We start from the raw sequence: 17,134 nt of genomic DNA on the forward strand, positions 1-17,134 counted from the left end.
GGGTTTAGTTTAGCTGATGAAGGATTTTAAGCAAACTCCATCTACATTTAATTCATAAGCTTTTTTCAGGTTATTTTTTAAAGTATTAAGCAAAAATAAAATTTTAGAATCAAACATATAAAACTCGGCCATCTTTGATGCAATTTTTGCCAAATTTTCATCTTTTATTAAAATGTATTTTGCACCCAATGCATTAGAAAGTAAAATTTCTTCTTCGTTTTTAACAAAAATACCAAAATCTACTTTTTCATCTTTTGCATTTTTAATAACCGATTCATCATATTCAAAACAATTCACATTGGTTTTAATAAAAATATTTTCATAATGACTAAATTTTTGCATATTTATCAAAGGATGTCCAAAAATTAACATAGCTTTTCCTTTACTTTTAAAAGACAATAATTTCTAAAACCACGGTTGAAAATTTTATAATCTTTCATTCCTTGTAGTTCATCATAAACATCACTACCTTTATAAAGCAAAAATGAAGTTTTTTCATCATAAAAACCATTTGAAATTTCAATCAAAGGTTTTATATCCATCAAAGCCCTTGATGTGATTAAATCTACTTTGAAAGGTAAATGATTTTGTAATTTTTCTTTTATGATATTTATATTTATCAAATTAAGCTCAGTTTTAATCACTCTTAAAAAAGAAGCCTTTTTAACACTGGGCTCAAATAGAAAAAAATTACTATTTTCCAAAATACATGCTAAAAATATTGCAGGAAAACCAGCCCCACTTCCAACATCAACAATCTTTTTTTTATCAGTCAAATCACAATAGTCTAAAATTTTTATACTATCAATAATATTGTCGTCTATGTTTTCAAGATGAGTTAGATTATGCACAGCATTAAATTTTTTTAACAACTCTTTATAAAGCGCGATTCTTTGGTAGAAATCATCTTTATTTGCAAAATCTTTTAAAAAATTTAATTGCTCTTCATAAATTTTCAATTTAAATGCCCCATTTGCGTATGTTTAATTTCCAAATAATCTTTATTAAAACGATTTGCTTCAATTAAAATAGGAATTCTTAAATTTACTTTTCCTTTTAAAGAGCTAAGTTTTTCAGGATTATTAGTCAAAAGATTAATCTTAGTAATCTTATAATGTTTAAGTATAAAATCTACTATTTCATAACTACGCTCATCTGCTTTAAATCCTAATTGATGATTTGCCTCTATAGTATTAAAACCTTTATCTTGTAAAGCATAAGCATTGATTTTATTAAAAAGTCCTATGCCTCTTCCTTCCTGTCTTAGATAAATCACCATACCACCATGCTCTTGGACATATTTTAATGAAAAGTCAAGTTGCTCACCACAATCGCATTTTAAACTTCCTAAAACATCACCTGTTAAACATTCTGAATGGATTCTAATATTAACTTCTTTTTCTAATTTTCCTTTAAAAATACAAAGATGCTCTTTGTCATTTTCTTTAAAACTTTGTATATTAAATTCTCCAAAACGAGTGGGAAGTTTTGCTATTTCAGAAATTTGAATAGTCATTATTTTCTTCACCTTTTTACAAAAAATATGCTAGAATTTAAGCAATTTTAACAAACAAAAAGGAAATTTATGTTTAAACGCTTTAGAAGATTAAGACTAAATGAGAATATTAGAAGTCTAGTGAAAGAAAATACTTTAAATTTAGATGATTTAATCTACCCCCTTTTTGTTGTAAATGGTACTAATATTAAAAATGAAATCGCATCTATGCCAGGTGTGTTTCAAATGAGCTTAGATGAAATTTTAAAAGAATGCGAAGAACTAATTAGTCTTGGCATTAAAGCTATTATTTTATTTGGTGTGCTAGAAAGTTCTAAAAAAGATAGCTGTGGAAGTGATGCATTGAGCGATGATGGTTTGATTGCTACAAGTCTAAGAGCTATTAAGGCAAAATTTCCTAATTTAGTAGTGATTACCGATCTTTGTTTTTGTGAGTATACTGATCATGGTCATTGTGGTATTATTGATCCAAAAAGCAAAAGCGTGGATAATGATTTAACTTTAGAAATTTCAGCCAAACAAGCTCTAATTCATGCCGAAAACGGCGCTGATATGATAGCACCAAGCGGTATGATGGATGGCATTATTGAAACTTTAAGAAAAACTTTAGATGAAAATGATTTTGAAAATTTACCTATTATGGCTTATTCTACTAAATTTGCCTCAGCTTATTATGGGCCTTTTAGAGATGTGGCTGATTCTGCGCCAAGCTATGGGGATAGAAAAACCTATCAAATGGATTTTGCTAATGGTAAAGAAGCCTTATGTGAGAGCTTAGAAGATGAAAAACAAGGTGCTGATATTTTGATGGTTAAACCAGCACTTGCGTATTTAGATGTAGTTAAAGATATAGCAAATCATTCCAAACTTCCACTTTGTGTGTATAATGTAAGTGGTGAATATGCTTTATTAAAAGCAGGTCAAAAAGCAGGCGTGATTGATTATGAAAAAATAGTACTTGAAACTATGCTTGCATTTAAAAGAGCAGGAGCTAAGCTTATCATAACTTATCATGCAAAAGAAATTGCAAAATTATTAAACAAGGAGTAAGATTGGATAGTCTAAGTAAAAAAAGTTCTCAAGATATCATTAATGAATTATCAAATTATTTGGGTATAGAAAAACACAATCAAACCATATTTCATCTAACTCATATAAACGAAAAAGAAAAAAAATTAAGCTTAAAAAATGGCCATGAATTAGCACCTGAACCATGGTTTATAGTAGATGAAAATGGCGAAGTTAAAACTATGTTTTCAGTAAAAACCCTAATTGAGTTTTTACAAAATGCCAAAGAGGTGCAAAAAGATAATTTTGAACTCAAATTAGAAAAGGCTATTTATCAACAAATTCCTATTGATTTTAACGATGTTTGGACGGTTGCTATGGATGAGATTAAACATCAAGTTGCCAAAGGCGTAAAAGAAGTAAATATTGATTTAGATCAACTAATTAGCAATATTCATGCTAAACATCCTAATTTGTTTATTAACATGAAAGAAATGATGCAAAAGGTAAAACCAAATGAAAGATTATAAAAGCTTTGTTAAATACTCCAAAGCAGGCCCAAGATATACATCTTATCCTACTGCAGTGGAATTTAACACTCAGTTTAAATATGAAGATTATATACAAATTTTAAAAGATCAAAAAGCACAATTGTCTTTGTATTTTCATTTGCCTTTTTGTAGAAGCGCTTGCTATTTTTGTGGTTGTAATGTAATATATACTGCTAAAGAAGAAAGCAAAGAAAGATATTTAAATTATCTTTTTAAAGAACTTGATCTTTTAGCAAATATCATCAATACCCAAAGAGAAGTAGCTCAAATGCATTTTGGTGGTGGTACACCTACATTCTTTTGCGCCAAACAATTACAAAGTTTGATTTTAAAAATTAAAAGCATTTTTCCAAATTTTACCCAAGATAGTGAAGTAAGCTGTGAGATTGATCCTAGATTTTTAAATGAAGAACAAGCTGATGTTTTGATTCAAAATGGTTTTAACCGTATTAGTTTTGGCGTGCAAGATTTTGATGAAAAGGTTCAAAAGGAAATTCATAGAATTCAACCTTTTGAATTAACCAAAAATGCAGTAGATATGGTAAGAAAAAAGGGAATTAACTCAGTAAATATGGACTTAATCTATGGTCTTCCTTATCAAAGCCTAGAAAGTTTTAAGCAAACTTTAGAAAAAGCATTACTAATCAATCCTGATCGTTTTGCTATTTTTAACTATGCACATGTGCCTTGGCTTAAAAAAAATATGAGAAAATTCGATGAAAGCACATTACCAAGCCCTGATGTAAAACTTCAGATTTTAGAATACTGTGAAAAATTTTTAACTCAAAATGGTTATAAAATGATAGGAATGGATCATTTTGCAAAACCACAAGATGAACTTTTTAAAGCTTTAGAAAATGGTAGCTTGCATAGAAATTTCCAAGGTTATACTACAAAAGGTGGAACTGATTTAATTGGCATTGGCTTAACAAGTATAGGCGAAGGACAAAGACATTATATGCAAAATTTCAAAGACATGCCAAGTTATGAAAAAGCTATTGATGAAGGTAGATTACCTTGTGAAAAAGGTATTATGCTTGATGATGATGATGAATTAAGAAAAGCTGTTATTATGGAACTTATGAGTAATTTTGCACTTAATATAAAAAATATAGAAAATAAATTTAAGATTGATTTTTTTGAATATTTTAAACAAGATTTAAAAGAACTTGAAGAACTTGGCGAATTTGTCACTATAGATAAAAACCATATCAAGGTTAATGAAACAGGAGTACTTTTAATACGTAATATTGCTATGTGTTTTGATAAATATTTAAAACGCATTAGCGAAGACAAAAAAGTATTTTCTAAAACGGTTTAATATGCTAAATGTTAATGAAATTTCTAATGCTTGCGTAAAATGTGGCAAATGCATACCAGTTTGTACTATACACGAGATAAACCGCGATGAGAGCACTTCTCCTCGTGGTTTTTTGGATTTAATTAGTGCTTATAAAAATCAAGAACTAGAACTTGATAAAAATCTTAAAAAAACTTTCGAATCATGTTTTTTATGCACAAATTGCGTTGAAGTTTGTCCAAGTCATTTAAGAGTAGATAGTGCTATTGAAAAAGCGCGCTTTGATATAGCTCAAAAATTTGGCATAGCATGGTATAAAAAGCTTGCTTTCTTTTTTTTAAGACACAGAAAGATTTTAGATATCTTAGCAAGATTAGGCTATGTTTTTCAAAGTTGTGCTTTTAGCTTGCAACATAAAAATTTAGGAATGAAAGCTAAATTTAGCCTACCATTAATCAAAAAAGACCGCTTATTGCCTTCTTTAGCTAAGAAAAGTTTTTTAGCCTCTAATCCTGATTTTATAAACAATCAAGGCGAAAAAACTATAGGACTTTTTATAGGTTGTTTATCTAATTATTCCTACACTAATACAGGTTTTGCCTTGCTTGAAATTTGTAAACATCTTAAAATTAATGTAGATTTATTAAAAAATCAATCTTGTTGTGGTGCTCCTCATTATTTTACCGGAGATTTTAACAGCGTAGAAAAATTAGCTAAAAAAAATATCATTTATTTTGAGGAAAAATTAAAAACACTAGATTATATCATTATCCCAGAAGCGACCTGCTCTGCGATGATTAATATAGACTATGAACATTTTTTCCATATGCAAAATGATAAAGAATGGGCAATAAGAGCTAAAAATATTTCCAGTAAAATACTACTTGCAACAAAATATTTTTATGAATACACTAATTTAGAAGAACTTTTAAAAACAAAGAAAAAAATAAATACAAAAATCGCATATCATGATCCTTGCCATGCAAGAAAAATGCAAGGAGTTTTTAAAGAACCAAGAGCTTTACTAAAGCAAAATTATGCTTTTAAAGAACTTATCAAGTCAAATGAGTGCTGTGGTTTTGGTGGAGTTAGCATGCAAACTGATCATTATGAAAAAGCTTTGCAAGTTGGCATAAAAAAAGCTCAAAACATACAAAAAAGTAATGTAGAAATCATTAGCGCAGAGTGCTCAGCTTGTAGAATGCAAATTTCAAATGCATTAGAGCATGAAAAAATTTCCACAAGATTTTTACACCCATTAGAACTTATAGCTAAAACACTTCAAGATTAAAACTAATCTTGATGTTTAATATCTTCAATATTTGACCTATTTTTTTCTATTAAAATTCTATTTTGTTCTATGTTTTCACTATTTTTCTTGCATTCATTTTTTAAAATCTCTATATTTTTATGCAAAATCTTTATTTTTCTTTCATAACGATTAATCAGCAAAAACACTATAAATAAAAATAAAATTAAAATAGCCCAATTTAAAAATGCCATATTTATCCTTTCTTTAGATATATTAGTACTTTTTATCTTAAATTACAATTCTTTTTAAATTTGGAGAAAGTTTTACTAAAATTTCATAATTAATAGTATTAAAAAAGTTGGCCATAACATTTGCATCATTCATAACACAAATTACCTCACTATCATTCTCGCAAGAAAAGCTATCCATAGACATTTTTCCAAGTATTTTTTTACCATTAGGAAGAAAAAAATCTTTTTTACCATCATAACGCAAAAGCCCATCAGCATAACCTAAATCATAAGTTGCTATTTCTATATCTTCTTTTGCACTATACATTCCACCATAACCAACACTTTGACCTTTTTTTAACACTCTTTGGCTTAATTTTTCAGCCCATAAACTCAAAACCTTACGCAAGTCTTTATTAAAATGTGCATAACCAAATTGTACAAGCCCTACTCTACAATACTCATCATCTTCTAAAATATTTGCTCTAAATAAAGCTTCAGAATTATGAGAATGAAATACTAAGTTCTTAGCCTCTTCTTGTAATAAATTATAAATTAACTTTTTAGCGTATTGAAATTTTTGTTTTTGCACAAAATAACTTGCATCTACTTCATCACTTCCTGCAAAATGCATCATCACTCCATGAAGTATCAAATTATTACTTTTTAACCCTTGCATCACTTCTTGAATTTCTTCAGGTAAAATTCCATTTCTATGCATATTTGTATCTATGACTAAATGAATTTTTGTATTTTTTTTAAGCTTTTTTATGTCATTTTTTGCATTTAATGCATAAATAAATTTTTCACTTTCATTTCCATGTGGATGATGAGATAAAATTAAGATATTATCAAAAATATTTTCAAGCTCTTTTGCTTCGTCTTCATTTTTTACGGCTATAAAATTTATACCTTTTGCTCTAGCTATAGGAGCTAAAAGTTTAGCTCCATGACCATAAGCATTATCTTTAAAAACACAAATTACTTTTTCATAACCTCCAGCCTTAGAGGCTATTAGGTCAAGATTATACTCATAAGCTAAGCGATCGATTTTTATATAAGCCATTATTGTTCAGCTAAAATTTGCATTTTATCTTCAACTAGCTTAACATAAAGAACTTTTTCTCCTTTGAATTTATAATTAGTACTACGATAATCTTCATAAAATCCTATTCTAAAAATCTTCTCATTTTTTTCATTTGGATAAGGACTTATGCTAAGATCTGAAAATTTAATAGTTTTTTCTTCTTTTTTAGCAAAAATTCTTTGTTTGTTTTTTGCAAACTGCTCATATGAAAATTTATTTTTATGCTTGAATATTTTTTGATCATAAAAAGATAAGTATTTGTCAATGTCACTTTTTTGCCAACTGTCTTTCCAAGCAAATAAATTTGCTAACAAAATAGCAACTTCTTCATGGTTTGTTCTTACTTTATTTTTTTCCTCTGTCATTGCATATGATTTTCTATCAGCGACTAATTTATTAAAATCTTCTAGTAAATCATTTTGTACAGCAATACAACCTCTAGTTTTATAAGTATCTAAACGCGTTCCATCTAAAGGATATCCATGAATCCAAATTCCACCACCTGTTTTACCTAAAGTTTTATCTAAAACGTTTGGATAAGTTGTCGCAAAAGCAAATGGTCCATAATATGGGTCACCAGGATAAAATTTCTTTCCAAGCTCATAAAAACCTATAGGAGTTTTTAAATCCCCTTCTATTTCTTTATCTCCAGCCAAACCAGTTAAAACATCTTTTTGAATAAATTTCTTTTCTACTTTTCCATCATTATAATGATAAACTCTAATGATTTTGTCGCTTTTATTAGTCAATACAATAGCTACATTTTCTTCGTAGTAACCAAGGCTAACATTTTTATCTTTTATCTCATCAAGCCAAAAATCTTTCTTGCTTAATTCTTGCTCTAACACCTTTTCAACTGCATCAATACCTTGATTTAAATAAATTTTTGCAAGATCACTTGCATTTACAAATACAACCAGACTAAATAATACTAATATAGTTTTAAACAATTTATACCTTTCTATTAAAATTTAAAACAACAAAGAGATAATTATAATATTTTTACAATAAATATATTTTTAATTTTTTCCGTGTATAATGTTTATGATTGACTAAAAAATATAAAGGAATGATAATGAAAAAATTACTTAATTTAGCTATATTAAGCACCTTTGCTATTGCAAATGAAATCACTATAAATGATCCTTATGTTAGACAAACTCCGCCAAATTCTAAAACAACAGCAATTTTTTTGGAACTTAAAAACAACTCTGATAAAGATATAAAACTAATAAAAGCTCAAAGCTCATTAAGTGATACAACTGAAATTCACGATCATATCATGGAAAATGGTAAAAAAATGATGGTGCAAATCCCTCAAATTACCATAAAAGCCAATTCAAGCGCTGAACTTAAGCCAGGTGGCATGCATATTATGATACTAAATCTTAAAGAAAATATCACACCTCAAACCAAAGCTAATTTAACACTTTATTTTGATGATAATAGCACAATTGAACTAAAAGATATTAAGTCAAGAAGTATTAAAAAATAATGAAAAATCTACTTATCTTTGCCCTAGCTATAATCTTTGCTATATGCGGGACTTATTTTTATACTAATTCAACAAATTCTGGGAAAAAAAGAGAGTTAATCACCACTCTAACGCCTTTAGCATGCGATCTAAATATCCAAGAGTGTGAGTATAATTTTAAAGATAAAAAAATCTTGATAAATTTAAATCCAAAGCCTATAACTACACTAAATGAACTTGATTTAAATATCACTAATTTAGGTGAGTTTAAAAAACTAAACGCTAGAGTTTATGGGCTTAATATGTATATGGGAGATATTGTTCCACAATTTAAAAAAATCAACAACACTTATCATGCTAAATTAGTTTTAAGTTCTTGTACACTAGATGTGATGCGTTTTAGAATAGAACTTTTTGATGATGAAACTCCACTAGATTTTTATTTTGACTTTGATGTAAAAAGGTAAAGTATGAAAAAAATAAATATTTTTTTATTAATTGTGGTAATTTTTGGGGTGTTTTTTATATCAGTGCAATATTTTGAAAATAACAAATACAATTTTCACTTAAATTCTGAAAAAGGCATGCTTAGTTTAAAAGATTTTATCGGTAAAAAATTGATTGTATATTTTGGTTATACATATTGTCCTGATGTTTGCCCTAGTGAACTTGCCTTAATTGCCAATGTTTTAGAAAAAATGCCAAATAAAGAAAAAGCTCATGTGGTGTTTATCTCACTAGATCCAGCAAGAGATAGCAATCTAACTCAAACTAGTCAATGGGTAAAATATTTTTATCCAAATTCTACCGCTTTAGTTGCTAAAGATGAAAAAGAATTAGAAAAAGTTACTAAAAATTATGGTGTGGTATATGAAAAAATCAATCTTAAAGATTCTGCTATGGGATATTCTATAGCGCATAGTGGTGAATTTTATCTGATCGATGAGAATGGAAAATTTATTAAAACCATAAAAGATATTAGTTATGAAAGCTTTTTTAACGAAATTCAAAAATTCTTAAACGAATAAACTTTTACAATTTATTCGTTTCTTAAAGTATCTAAAATATCTACTTGAGTTGCTTTTTTGGCAGGATAATAAGAAGATAAACTTACAATCACAATAGCTCCAAAAAGTGTAATACAAAAATCAACTAAAGAAAGTTCTAAAGGCAATTTACTCATACCATAAACATCACTTGGCAAAGAAATAATATCAAAATTTCCAAGCACCCATAAAGCTATAGCTGCAAGAATCACACCTGCTATAATACCACTTCCACCTATTAAAAACCCTAAAGAAAAAAAGGTTTTTTTAATCTCTAGCTTACTAGTACCTAAGGAAAGCAATAAAGCTATTTCGCTGCGTCTATTCATCACTATCATCAATAAAGAGCTTACTATGTTTAAACTTGCAACTAAAATAATCAACATTAATACTATAAACAAAGCCCTTTTTTCTAAAGCAAGAGCTGCAAAGAAATTCCCATTTTGTTCCCACCAACCTATGCTAGCATATCTTGCACCCAAAAAAGCATCAATTTGTTTAATATCTTCAAAGGGTTTATTTGAATACACATGCACTCCATCATAATTTCCTTGAGGATATGATAAAATTTTAGCTAAGGCTTTAGCATCTGTATACATATAAGCTTTATCATAGGCTAATAACCCTGAAGAAAAATCAGCCTTAACATCAAATCTTTTAACCTGCGGGATAAGCGAAAGACCACTAGCATTTAGATTTGAAAAAATTAGAGTTATTTTTTCATTATCATCTAGTCCAAATTCATCTTTTAAACCCTTACCAATTAAAATATCAAAATTATCTAATTTTTTATCTCCTAAAGCTTGAGCTACTACTTCATTGATCTTTTTTTCATCTTCAAAATTAACCCCAAAAAGCATACCGCCTTCTAATTTTAAATCATTTCTTGCTATGACTTGAGTAGCAATATAAGGACTAAATAATAAATTTGGAAATTTGATTCTTAATTCTTGTAATAATTTATCATCCACACTTGCTCCAAAACGTGGCAATATAGTGATAGGATAATTCATAGTAAAAAGTTTTCTTTCAAATTCCTTATCAAAACCATTCATAATAGCCATTGCAACTAAAAGCACGCAAAGCCCTATACTCACGCCTAAAAAGGCTAAAATTTTTGAAAGCATGATAAAGGGTTGATCTTTATCAAAACGCAAATATTTAAATAATAAATAACGAGGGATACTTTTTTGCATTTTATACTCTTAATATTTTTTTAAGTATTTTAACTTGATTTTTATAAAAGCTAGCTTTGTATTTATTTAAGATAATATACAAAAGCACTATTATCATGAAATTCAACTATAAATCTTAAAGGTAAAATTCTTACATAAGTTTCACTTTGAGCGCTTGCTTGTTCACTTTTTACAAAATCTTTTACATCTATTTTTGCATTAAAAAAGCAATCAATTAAATCATTTTTGTGAGTATTTAAAAAATTAAATTTATCTAATTTTGTCATTTTCTCTTCATCTACCATGCCAAAATCATTGCGCACTAAAGACTTCAAGTCACTTGATGTATAAACTAACTCACAAGCATATTCTAAATTCTTTTTTTTGCTCTTGGTCATAGCCATAGAAATAGTTTCATTTTGATGAAAAAGGATTAAATTTTTATTAGAGAGTTCTGCCCAAAATATAAATTCATCTTGGGCAGTAGCATTAAAAATTATAAGGATTAATAAGCAAACAATTCTTTCCACTTGTCAGCATCGATTTTAAGTTCTACATTTACTCTATAAAGACCATCTTTAAAGTCTTGATCAACTACACTTGCATTTTTAATCAAACCATTTACTTGTGCTGTAATAGTTGAACTTTTAAGCATTGCATCTTTTACTGTATCTTTACCATTAACTCTTACACCATATAACTTACTAGCTAATTGTCTATAAGCATCAGTAATTGCTGCTCTTTTAGCTAAAGCCAAAGCTTGACCAACAGAAACTGTATTTAAAGGAGCAATACCCTCACCCACTGCTGTAAAAGTTAAATCATTGTCTGTGCTTGTATCATTTGCAAGCATTTTTTCTTCTCTAATGATATTACGCACATCATCTTTGTCTACTTTTTGAACTACAACATCAGAACTTGCAGCTTGAGTAGCTTGAGCTTGAGCAGGTTTCGCACCTCTTTGATCTAGTGCACACGCACTAAAACCTAAAGCCAAACAAAACATAAAAATAACTTTTTTCATTTTTACACCTTCAATTTATTTGATATTATTTAAGATAGCAAAAAGCATTCCAGAATTTTACTATTCTAAATTTAAATCCATATTAGTTTCAGCATCTAATTCCTCATCTTCTTCTTTAGGACATTTAGCAATGCTTACCACTTCATCATTTTCCACATTAACGACAATCACACCACTTGTGTTTCTACCTGCTTTTCTAATACTTTGCATATCAACGCGTATCATCTTACCACTGCTTGTTAATACCATTAAATCCATACTTTCATCGACTATAACTATTCCGATTAAATCTTTTGTTTTAGCAGTAAGCTTCATACATATTACACCCTTACCACCTCTACTTTGAAGTCTATATTCACCTGCATCAGTACGCTTACCTATACCTTTTGCACTTACGCTTAAGATTTCTTGAGCGTCATTTTCTATAACAACAGCACCCACAACTTCATCATCTTTTTCTTTAAATTTAATCGCAGTCACCCCTCTACTTACACGGCCAATCTCTCTAACTTTAGCAAGTGGGAATTTAATACACATACCTTTTTTAGTAACCGCAAAAAGCATTTTACCACTAACAATTTCAAGCTCTTCGCTATTTTCATTTGTTTCAATTTCCAGATTATCTTCTGCTTCTAAGTTTTCGTCTGTATTTATATTTACAATTTCACTTTCATCTCTTGCTACAATAATTGCAGTAACAAGCTCATCATTTTCATCTAGATTAATCGCTTTTACACCCACGCTTCTAATATTTTGATATTCGCTTAAATTTGTGCGTTTTACGATACCATTTTTAGTAAAGAAGCACAATGATTTGCTCTCATCAAAATCAGTAGTTGGAATAATTGCCATGATTTTTTCATCTGCTTGCAGATTAATGAGATTAACCACAGCTTTACCTTTAGCAGTTCTACTTCCTTCAGGAATTTTATATACCTTAAGCCAATAAAGTTGCCCACGATCAGTAACAAACATCAAAGTATCATGTGTGTTTGCCGTAAAGAAGCTTTCTATAAAATCATCATCATAAGTTGTAACCGCGACCTTGCCTTTACCACCGCGTTTTTGTTTTTCATATTGCTTACTTGGAACACGCTTAATATAGCCACGATGAGTGATAGTAACTACCATATTTTCATTTGGTATTAAATCTTCTATATCAATATCATCATAGTCATCTTCAATTTGAGTAATTCTTGGTACATCAAATTTTGTTCTGATTTCTTTCAACTCATCTTTGATTAAATTTTCAAGCAAAATTTCGCTTTTTAAAATTTGATCAAGTCTTTCAATTTCTGCTAATAATTCTCTTAATTCATTATCGATTTTTTCTCTTTCAAGTCCTGTTAAACGACCTAATTTCATATCTAAAATCGCATTAGATTGAAGCTCGCTTAAGCCAAATTTTTGCATTAATAAATTTTTAGCCGTTGGATTATCAGGAGAGTTTTTAATCAAAGCTATCACTTCATCAATATTATCTAGTGCAATTTTTAAACCTTCTAAAATATGCGCTCTAGCTCTAGCTTTTTGCAGCTCATAAATAGTTCTTCTAATAATTACAGTTTTTCTATGATTTAAGAATAAATTTAAAAGTTCAATTAAAGAAAAAACTTTTGGTTCTTTATTATGTATAGCAAGCATAATTACACCAAAAGTGCTTTCCATAGTGGTAGATTTAAAAAGATTATTTAACACAATCTCGCTCATAGCATCGCGTTTTAACTCAATTACTACGCGAATTCCTTCTCTATCACTCTCATCTCTAACTTCAGCAATGCCTTCGATTTGTTTTTCTTTAGCAAGTTCAGCAATTTGCTCTATCAATCTTGCTTTATTGGTTTGATAAGGAAGTTCATCTATTACAATAATATCTTTATTAGCTCTTTTTTCAATATGAGTTTTTGCTCTTACTTTTACCCTACCACGACCTGTGCGGTAAGCTTCTATAATACCCTTTTTACCAAAGATAATACCACCGGTTGGAAAATCAGGGCCTTTGATAAATTGCATTATTTCTTCTAAGCTTGCATTTTTATTATCAATTAAATAAAGCAAACCATCAATAAGCTCATTTAAGCTATGCGGAGGAATATTGGTAGCCATACCTACTGCAATACCACTTGAACCATTAAGTAATAAATTTGGCACCCTAGCAGGTAAAACATCAGGCTCACTCATAGAATCATCATAATTTGATATAAAATCAACTGTATCTTTTTCTATATCACGCAAAAGTTCTTCAGCTAAAATCGTCATCCTAGCTTCAGTATAACGCATCGCAGCAGCACCATCACCATCAATAGAACCAAAGTTTCCTTGCCCATCTACGCTTGGATAACGCATAGAAAAATCTTGTGCCATTCTTACTAAAGCATCATATACAGCTGTATCACCATGTGGATGGTATTTACCGATAACATCACCCACTATACGCGCTGATTTTTTATACGCACTACGACTTCCAACACCTAAATCATTCATAGCATATAAAATTCTTCTATGAACAGGTTTAAGCCCATCTCTAGCATCAGGTAAAGCACGGCCTATAATAACACTCATAGAATAATCTAAATAACTACTCTTTATAGAACTTTCTATATCTATATTTTCAATATCTGAATCTTTAGTAAAAATATTTTCCATAAAAATCCTTAAAATTAATCTTTATATTTTAGCAGATTATTCTTTTGCATTAGCTAAAACTAAAGCAAAAAGTACTTCGATATTATTTTTTTCTAAAAGCTCTCTTGCTTCAAGCAAACTTAATCCCGTAGTTACAACATCATCTACTAAAATCACAGGATATTTTGGACGCTTTAAAAGCTTATAAGATCTTTTATTATCTTTACGAAATTGCAAACTTTTTCCACTATATTTAAATTCTGAATTAGCTTGCAAAGCATGATACATAGGTTTTATAAATTGAGTTTTTAAATGTTTGGTTAAAATAGCAGTATGAGAGTAGTTTTTATATGTTTTATCATCCAAGGCTATGGCATTAATTTTACAAGAGGGTTGAAAAAAATCTTTAAATTTAGCAAAACTTAGTTTTGCAAGCGCATTTAAAACAAAATATCCTTGAAATTTGTGTTTAAAATAAATTAGATGTTTGATTTGTTCATATTGATAAAAATAATAAACCTTAAAACCTTTATCAAGTTCTCTTATACCTAAAGAATATTCTAAAAGCTCTTCCTTGCAAGCTGGACAAAAGCTCGCAAAGGAAAATCCATGGCAACTAAAACACCTCACAAAGAGCTGATAATATCTGCAGATTTATTAGCTACTTGCTTTATAAGAAGCTGAGTGAAGAAAGGCAGATCTTTAATATTATAAAAACCTTTAACTTCTTGTTTAGTTTTAATGTTAATAGTTTTATTAGTGTTAATATCTTTTAATGTTAACTGACTAGCAATAATTGAAAATAAAGAATTAGAATCAAATTTAGAATAAAAATCATTAAAACTTAAATCTACTCTTAAAACATAAGGAGAATCTTGTGTATTTTCAACCACTACTATACCTCTATTTTCTAATTCTTCTTTTAAAAACACATAAAAATAGTAGTTAAAATTTTCATTAATATAATAATTATTTCCATTAGAAGAAGAATACTTCAAATTCTCATTTAAATCATACACTCTATGAATATAAACTTTTTTCAAAGAAGCACTTTTATCAATTGTTCTTTTATTTGTACAATACTTAAGTCCTACATCACTAATATACACAAGACCTTTAATTTTTGCTTCATATGCTTTAGAATCAGAAGGATTATAACACTGTGCTTGGATTTTTATAACTTCATTAACCTTAGCTACACCTTGATTTTTAGGGTTTACAGCACAAGCGCCAAAAAACAAAGCTAAAATACATACGAACATTTTTTTAAACATTATCTTTCCTTAAAAGCAATCATCTTTTTGATTAAGATGATTTTTAATCAGCAAAAATTATACCAAAAACAAATGAATTTTACTAAAAATTACTTTTTTTCACACAAAAATAATTTTGTAAAAAAAAAATTATATAAAAATTAATATTTAAAAGAAAATTCATTTAGAATATGTTACAAAACTACAATATTTTAAAGGAGTTGTTAAATGAGTTCAAACACAAAAACACTTATAGTTATTGCTGATTTAGTGTTATTTATCGCTTTGCTTTATTTCTCCCCTTTTGGCGAAACTAAGGTAAACCAAGGATTATCCCTGTTGATCTTTATCGCTATATTGTGGCTTAGCGAAGCTTTGCATGTTACTATTACAGCTATTTTAGTACCTGTTTTAGCAGCCATCTTAGGATTATTACCTACTGCTAAGGCTTTAACAGGCTTTGCTGATTCTAATATCTTTTTATTTTTTGGTGGTTTTGCTCTAGCAGCAGCCATGCATCATCAAAAACTAGATAAGCTAATTGCGCATAAAATTTTAACCCTGGCAAAAGGACATTTAGGTTTATCAAGTTTATATATTTTTATCACTACTGCATTTTTATCTATGTGGATGAGCAATACTGCAACCGCAGCTATGATGCTTCCGCTTGCTATAGGTATGTTAGCTTCACTTGATCCACAAAAAGATAGAAATACTTATGTTTTCATTCTTTTAGGTATAGCTTTTAGTGCAAGTATAGGTGGTATAGGCACTATAGTGGGAACTCCGCCAAATGCTATTGTTGCTACTCAATTACACATTAGTTTTGCACAATGGTTAAAATATGGTATTCCTATTGTTTTAATCTTTTTACCTGCAATGATTTTGATTTTGTATTTTATGTTTAAACCAAGATTTAATCTACAAGTTGATTTACACACTGAAAATATAGAACTTACAAGACCTAGAATCATCACTTTAATAATCTTTTTAGTAGTTGCGCTATCTTGGATTTTTAGTGGTAATATAGGTCCTATCATCACAAGTATTTTTGGACATAAAATAGCAAATCTTGATGCAATTATTGCCTTGCTTGCAGCTGTTTTAGTATGTGCATTTAAAGTGATTGATTGGAAAAATGTACAAAAAAATACTGATTGGGGCGTGTTAATGCTCTTTGGTGGAGGTATTACTCTAAGTGTAGTGTTAAAGGATTCAGGTGCTAGCAAGGTTATGGCTGATACCATTATTTCATTTATAGAAAATGGACATTTATTTGTTATAGGCTTAATCGTAGCCTTTTTTATAGTATTTTTAACAGAATTTACCTCAAATACTGCTTCAGCAGCCTTGCTTGTGCCTTTGTTTATCTCTATAGCAGATACTTTAGGTGTTCCTGCTTTAGGACTTGCTTTGATTATTGCTATTGGCGCTTCTTGTGCTTTCATGCTACCAGTTGCTACACCACCAAATGCTATAGTTTTTGGTACCGGTCATATCAAACAACAAGAAATGGTAAGAGTAGGAATTATACTAAATATATTCTGTTCAATTAGCCTTGCAATAATTGCATATTTCTTCTGGTTATAATCT

20 protein-coding genes are annotated in these 17,134 nt (G+C 29.0%); 8 read left to right on the top strand and 12 right to left on the bottom strand.

Features of this window, described 5'->3' with window-relative positions; translation table 11 throughout:
• Positions 1-9: 9 nt before the first annotated feature.
• From L8U00_RS06795 to ribA, 3 genes are read right to left on the bottom strand one after another with little or no spacing between them, the layout of a single operon-like run.
• Positions 10-372, bottom strand: coding sequence for a hypothetical protein (locus tag L8U00_RS06795; RefSeq protein WP_263708990.1), 363 nt, complete (start codon positions 370-372; stop codon positions 10-12).
• The gene (gene rsmG / locus L8U00_RS06800; RefSeq protein WP_412175147.1) at positions 366-953 is read right to left on the bottom strand and encodes a 16S rRNA (guanine(527)-N(7))-methyltransferase RsmG; all 588 of its coding nucleotides are present in this window, start codon (positions 951-953) and stop codon (positions 366-368) included. The genes L8U00_RS06795 and rsmG overlap by 7 nt, the downstream gene beginning before the upstream one ends.
• A 2-nt stretch (positions 954-955) precedes the next feature.
• Positions 956-1,516, bottom strand: coding sequence for a GTP cyclohydrolase II (gene ribA, locus L8U00_RS06805; RefSeq protein WP_263708991.1), 561 nt, complete (start codon positions 1,514-1,516; stop codon positions 956-958).
• Between the two features lie 69 nt (positions 1,517-1,585).
• Here ribA and hemB point away from each other — a divergent pair, with 69 nt between their 5' ends.
• From hemB to L8U00_RS06825, 4 genes are read left to right on the top strand one after another with little or no spacing between them, the layout of a single operon-like run.
• Positions 1,586-2,566 (top strand): porphobilinogen synthase, encoded by a 981-nt coding sequence (hemB, locus tag L8U00_RS06810; protein WP_263708992.1) that lies wholly within the window; start codon positions 1,586-1,588, stop codon positions 2,564-2,566.
• Positions 2,567-2,568: 2 nt separating this feature from the next.
• Complete coding sequence (locus L8U00_RS06815; RefSeq protein WP_257397313.1) at positions 2,569-3,054, top strand: DUF2603 domain-containing protein; 486 nt, start codon at positions 2,569-2,571, stop codon at positions 3,052-3,054.
• Complete coding sequence (hemN, locus tag L8U00_RS06820; protein ID WP_263664195.1) at positions 3,041-4,396, top strand: oxygen-independent coproporphyrinogen III oxidase; 1,356 nt, start codon at positions 3,041-3,043, stop codon at positions 4,394-4,396. Before L8U00_RS06815 ends, hemN begins: the two co-directional genes overlap by 14 nt.
• 1 nt (position 4,397) lies before the next feature.
• On the top strand, positions 4,398-5,666 hold the full coding sequence (locus L8U00_RS06825) for a (Fe-S)-binding protein (RefSeq protein ID WP_263708994.1): 1,269 nt from the start codon (positions 4,398-4,400) through the stop codon (positions 5,664-5,666).
• A 2-nt stretch (positions 5,667-5,668) separates the two neighbouring features.
• Here the strand turns inward: L8U00_RS06825 and L8U00_RS06830 are convergent, their stop codons facing one another.
• The 3 genes from L8U00_RS06830 to L8U00_RS06840 are packed head-to-tail and all read right to left on the bottom strand — an operon-like array spanning position 5,669 to position 7,909.
• Entirely contained in the window at positions 5,669-5,878 is a 210-nt protein-coding gene (locus tag L8U00_RS06830) for a hypothetical protein (protein WP_012661838.1), read from the bottom strand.
• 37 nt (positions 5,879-5,915) lie between these two features.
• Positions 5,916-6,923, bottom strand: coding sequence for an alanine racemase (locus L8U00_RS06835; RefSeq protein WP_263707273.1), 1,008 nt, complete (start codon positions 6,921-6,923; stop codon positions 5,916-5,918).
• A complete protein-coding gene (locus tag L8U00_RS06840; RefSeq protein ID WP_412175032.1) occupies positions 6,923-7,909 on the bottom strand; it encodes a L,D-transpeptidase family protein in 987 nt (328 codons plus the stop codon). The genes L8U00_RS06835 and L8U00_RS06840 overlap by 1 nt, the downstream gene beginning before the upstream one ends.
• A 110-nt stretch (positions 7,910-8,019) precedes the next feature.
• Here L8U00_RS06840 and L8U00_RS06845 point away from each other — a divergent pair, with 110 nt between their 5' ends.
• The 3 genes from L8U00_RS06845 to L8U00_RS06855 are packed head-to-tail and all read left to right on the top strand — an operon-like array spanning position 8,020 to position 9,446.
• Positions 8,020-8,439, top strand: coding sequence for a copper chaperone PCu(A)C (locus tag L8U00_RS06845; protein ID WP_263708995.1), 420 nt, complete (start codon positions 8,020-8,022; stop codon positions 8,437-8,439).
• Positions 8,439-8,885, top strand: coding sequence for a hypothetical protein (locus L8U00_RS06850; RefSeq protein ID WP_263708996.1), 447 nt, complete (start codon positions 8,439-8,441; stop codon positions 8,883-8,885). The genes L8U00_RS06845 and L8U00_RS06850 overlap by 1 nt, the downstream gene beginning before the upstream one ends.
• 3 nt (positions 8,886-8,888) lie before the next feature.
• Complete coding sequence (locus L8U00_RS06855; protein ID WP_263703067.1) at positions 8,889-9,446, top strand: SCO family protein; 558 nt, start codon at positions 8,889-8,891, stop codon at positions 9,444-9,446.
• A gap of 11 nt (positions 9,447-9,457) precedes the next feature.
• Here the strand turns inward: L8U00_RS06855 and L8U00_RS06860 are convergent, their stop codons facing one another.
• The 6 genes from L8U00_RS06860 to mapA all read right to left on the bottom strand — a co-directional run bounded on the left by L8U00_RS06860 (position 9,458) and on the right by mapA (position 15,562).
• Complete coding sequence (locus tag L8U00_RS06860) at positions 9,458-10,660, bottom strand: ABC transporter permease (RefSeq protein ID WP_263708997.1); 1,203 nt, start codon at positions 10,658-10,660, stop codon at positions 9,458-9,460.
• 62 nt (positions 10,661-10,722) lie between these two features.
• Positions 10,723-11,169, bottom strand: coding sequence for a hypothetical protein (locus L8U00_RS06865; RefSeq protein WP_263708998.1), 447 nt, complete (start codon positions 11,167-11,169; stop codon positions 10,723-10,725).
• Complete coding sequence (locus L8U00_RS06870) at positions 11,145-11,663, bottom strand: LPP20 family lipoprotein (RefSeq protein ID WP_257397303.1); 519 nt, start codon at positions 11,661-11,663, stop codon at positions 11,145-11,147. The genes L8U00_RS06865 and L8U00_RS06870 overlap by 25 nt, the downstream gene beginning before the upstream one ends.
• 60 nt (positions 11,664-11,723) lie before the next feature.
• The gene (gene gyrA, locus L8U00_RS06875; RefSeq protein ID WP_263708999.1) at positions 11,724-14,309 is read right to left on the bottom strand and encodes a DNA gyrase subunit A; all 2,586 of its coding nucleotides are present in this window, start codon (positions 14,307-14,309) and stop codon (positions 11,724-11,726) included.
• 36 nt (positions 14,310-14,345) lie between these two features.
• Positions 14,346-14,918 (bottom strand): ComF family protein, encoded by a 573-nt coding sequence (locus L8U00_RS06880; protein WP_263709000.1) that lies wholly within the window; start codon positions 14,916-14,918, stop codon positions 14,346-14,348.
• Positions 14,915-15,562 carry an outer membrane lipoprotein MapA gene (gene mapA / locus L8U00_RS06885; protein ID WP_263679641.1) on the bottom strand — a complete coding sequence of 216 codons (648 nt, stop codon included), beginning with the start codon at positions 15,560-15,562 and terminating at the stop codon, positions 14,915-14,917. The genes L8U00_RS06880 and mapA overlap by 4 nt, the downstream gene beginning before the upstream one ends.
• Before the next feature lie 207 nt (positions 15,563-15,769).
• Between mapA and L8U00_RS06890 the strand changes: the two genes are divergently transcribed.
• Positions 15,770-17,131: a DASS family sodium-coupled anion symporter gene (locus L8U00_RS06890; RefSeq protein WP_263709001.1), complete on the top strand. Its 1,362-nt coding sequence runs from the start codon at positions 15,770-15,772 to the stop codon at positions 17,129-17,131.
• The last annotated feature ends 3 nt before the right edge of the window (positions 17,132-17,134 follow it).

The sequence above is a fragment of the Campylobacter sp. IFREMER_LSEM_CL2256 genome (assembly GCF_025771645.1).
Lineage (GTDB): Bacteria > Campylobacterota > Campylobacteria > Campylobacterales > Campylobacteraceae > Campylobacter_D.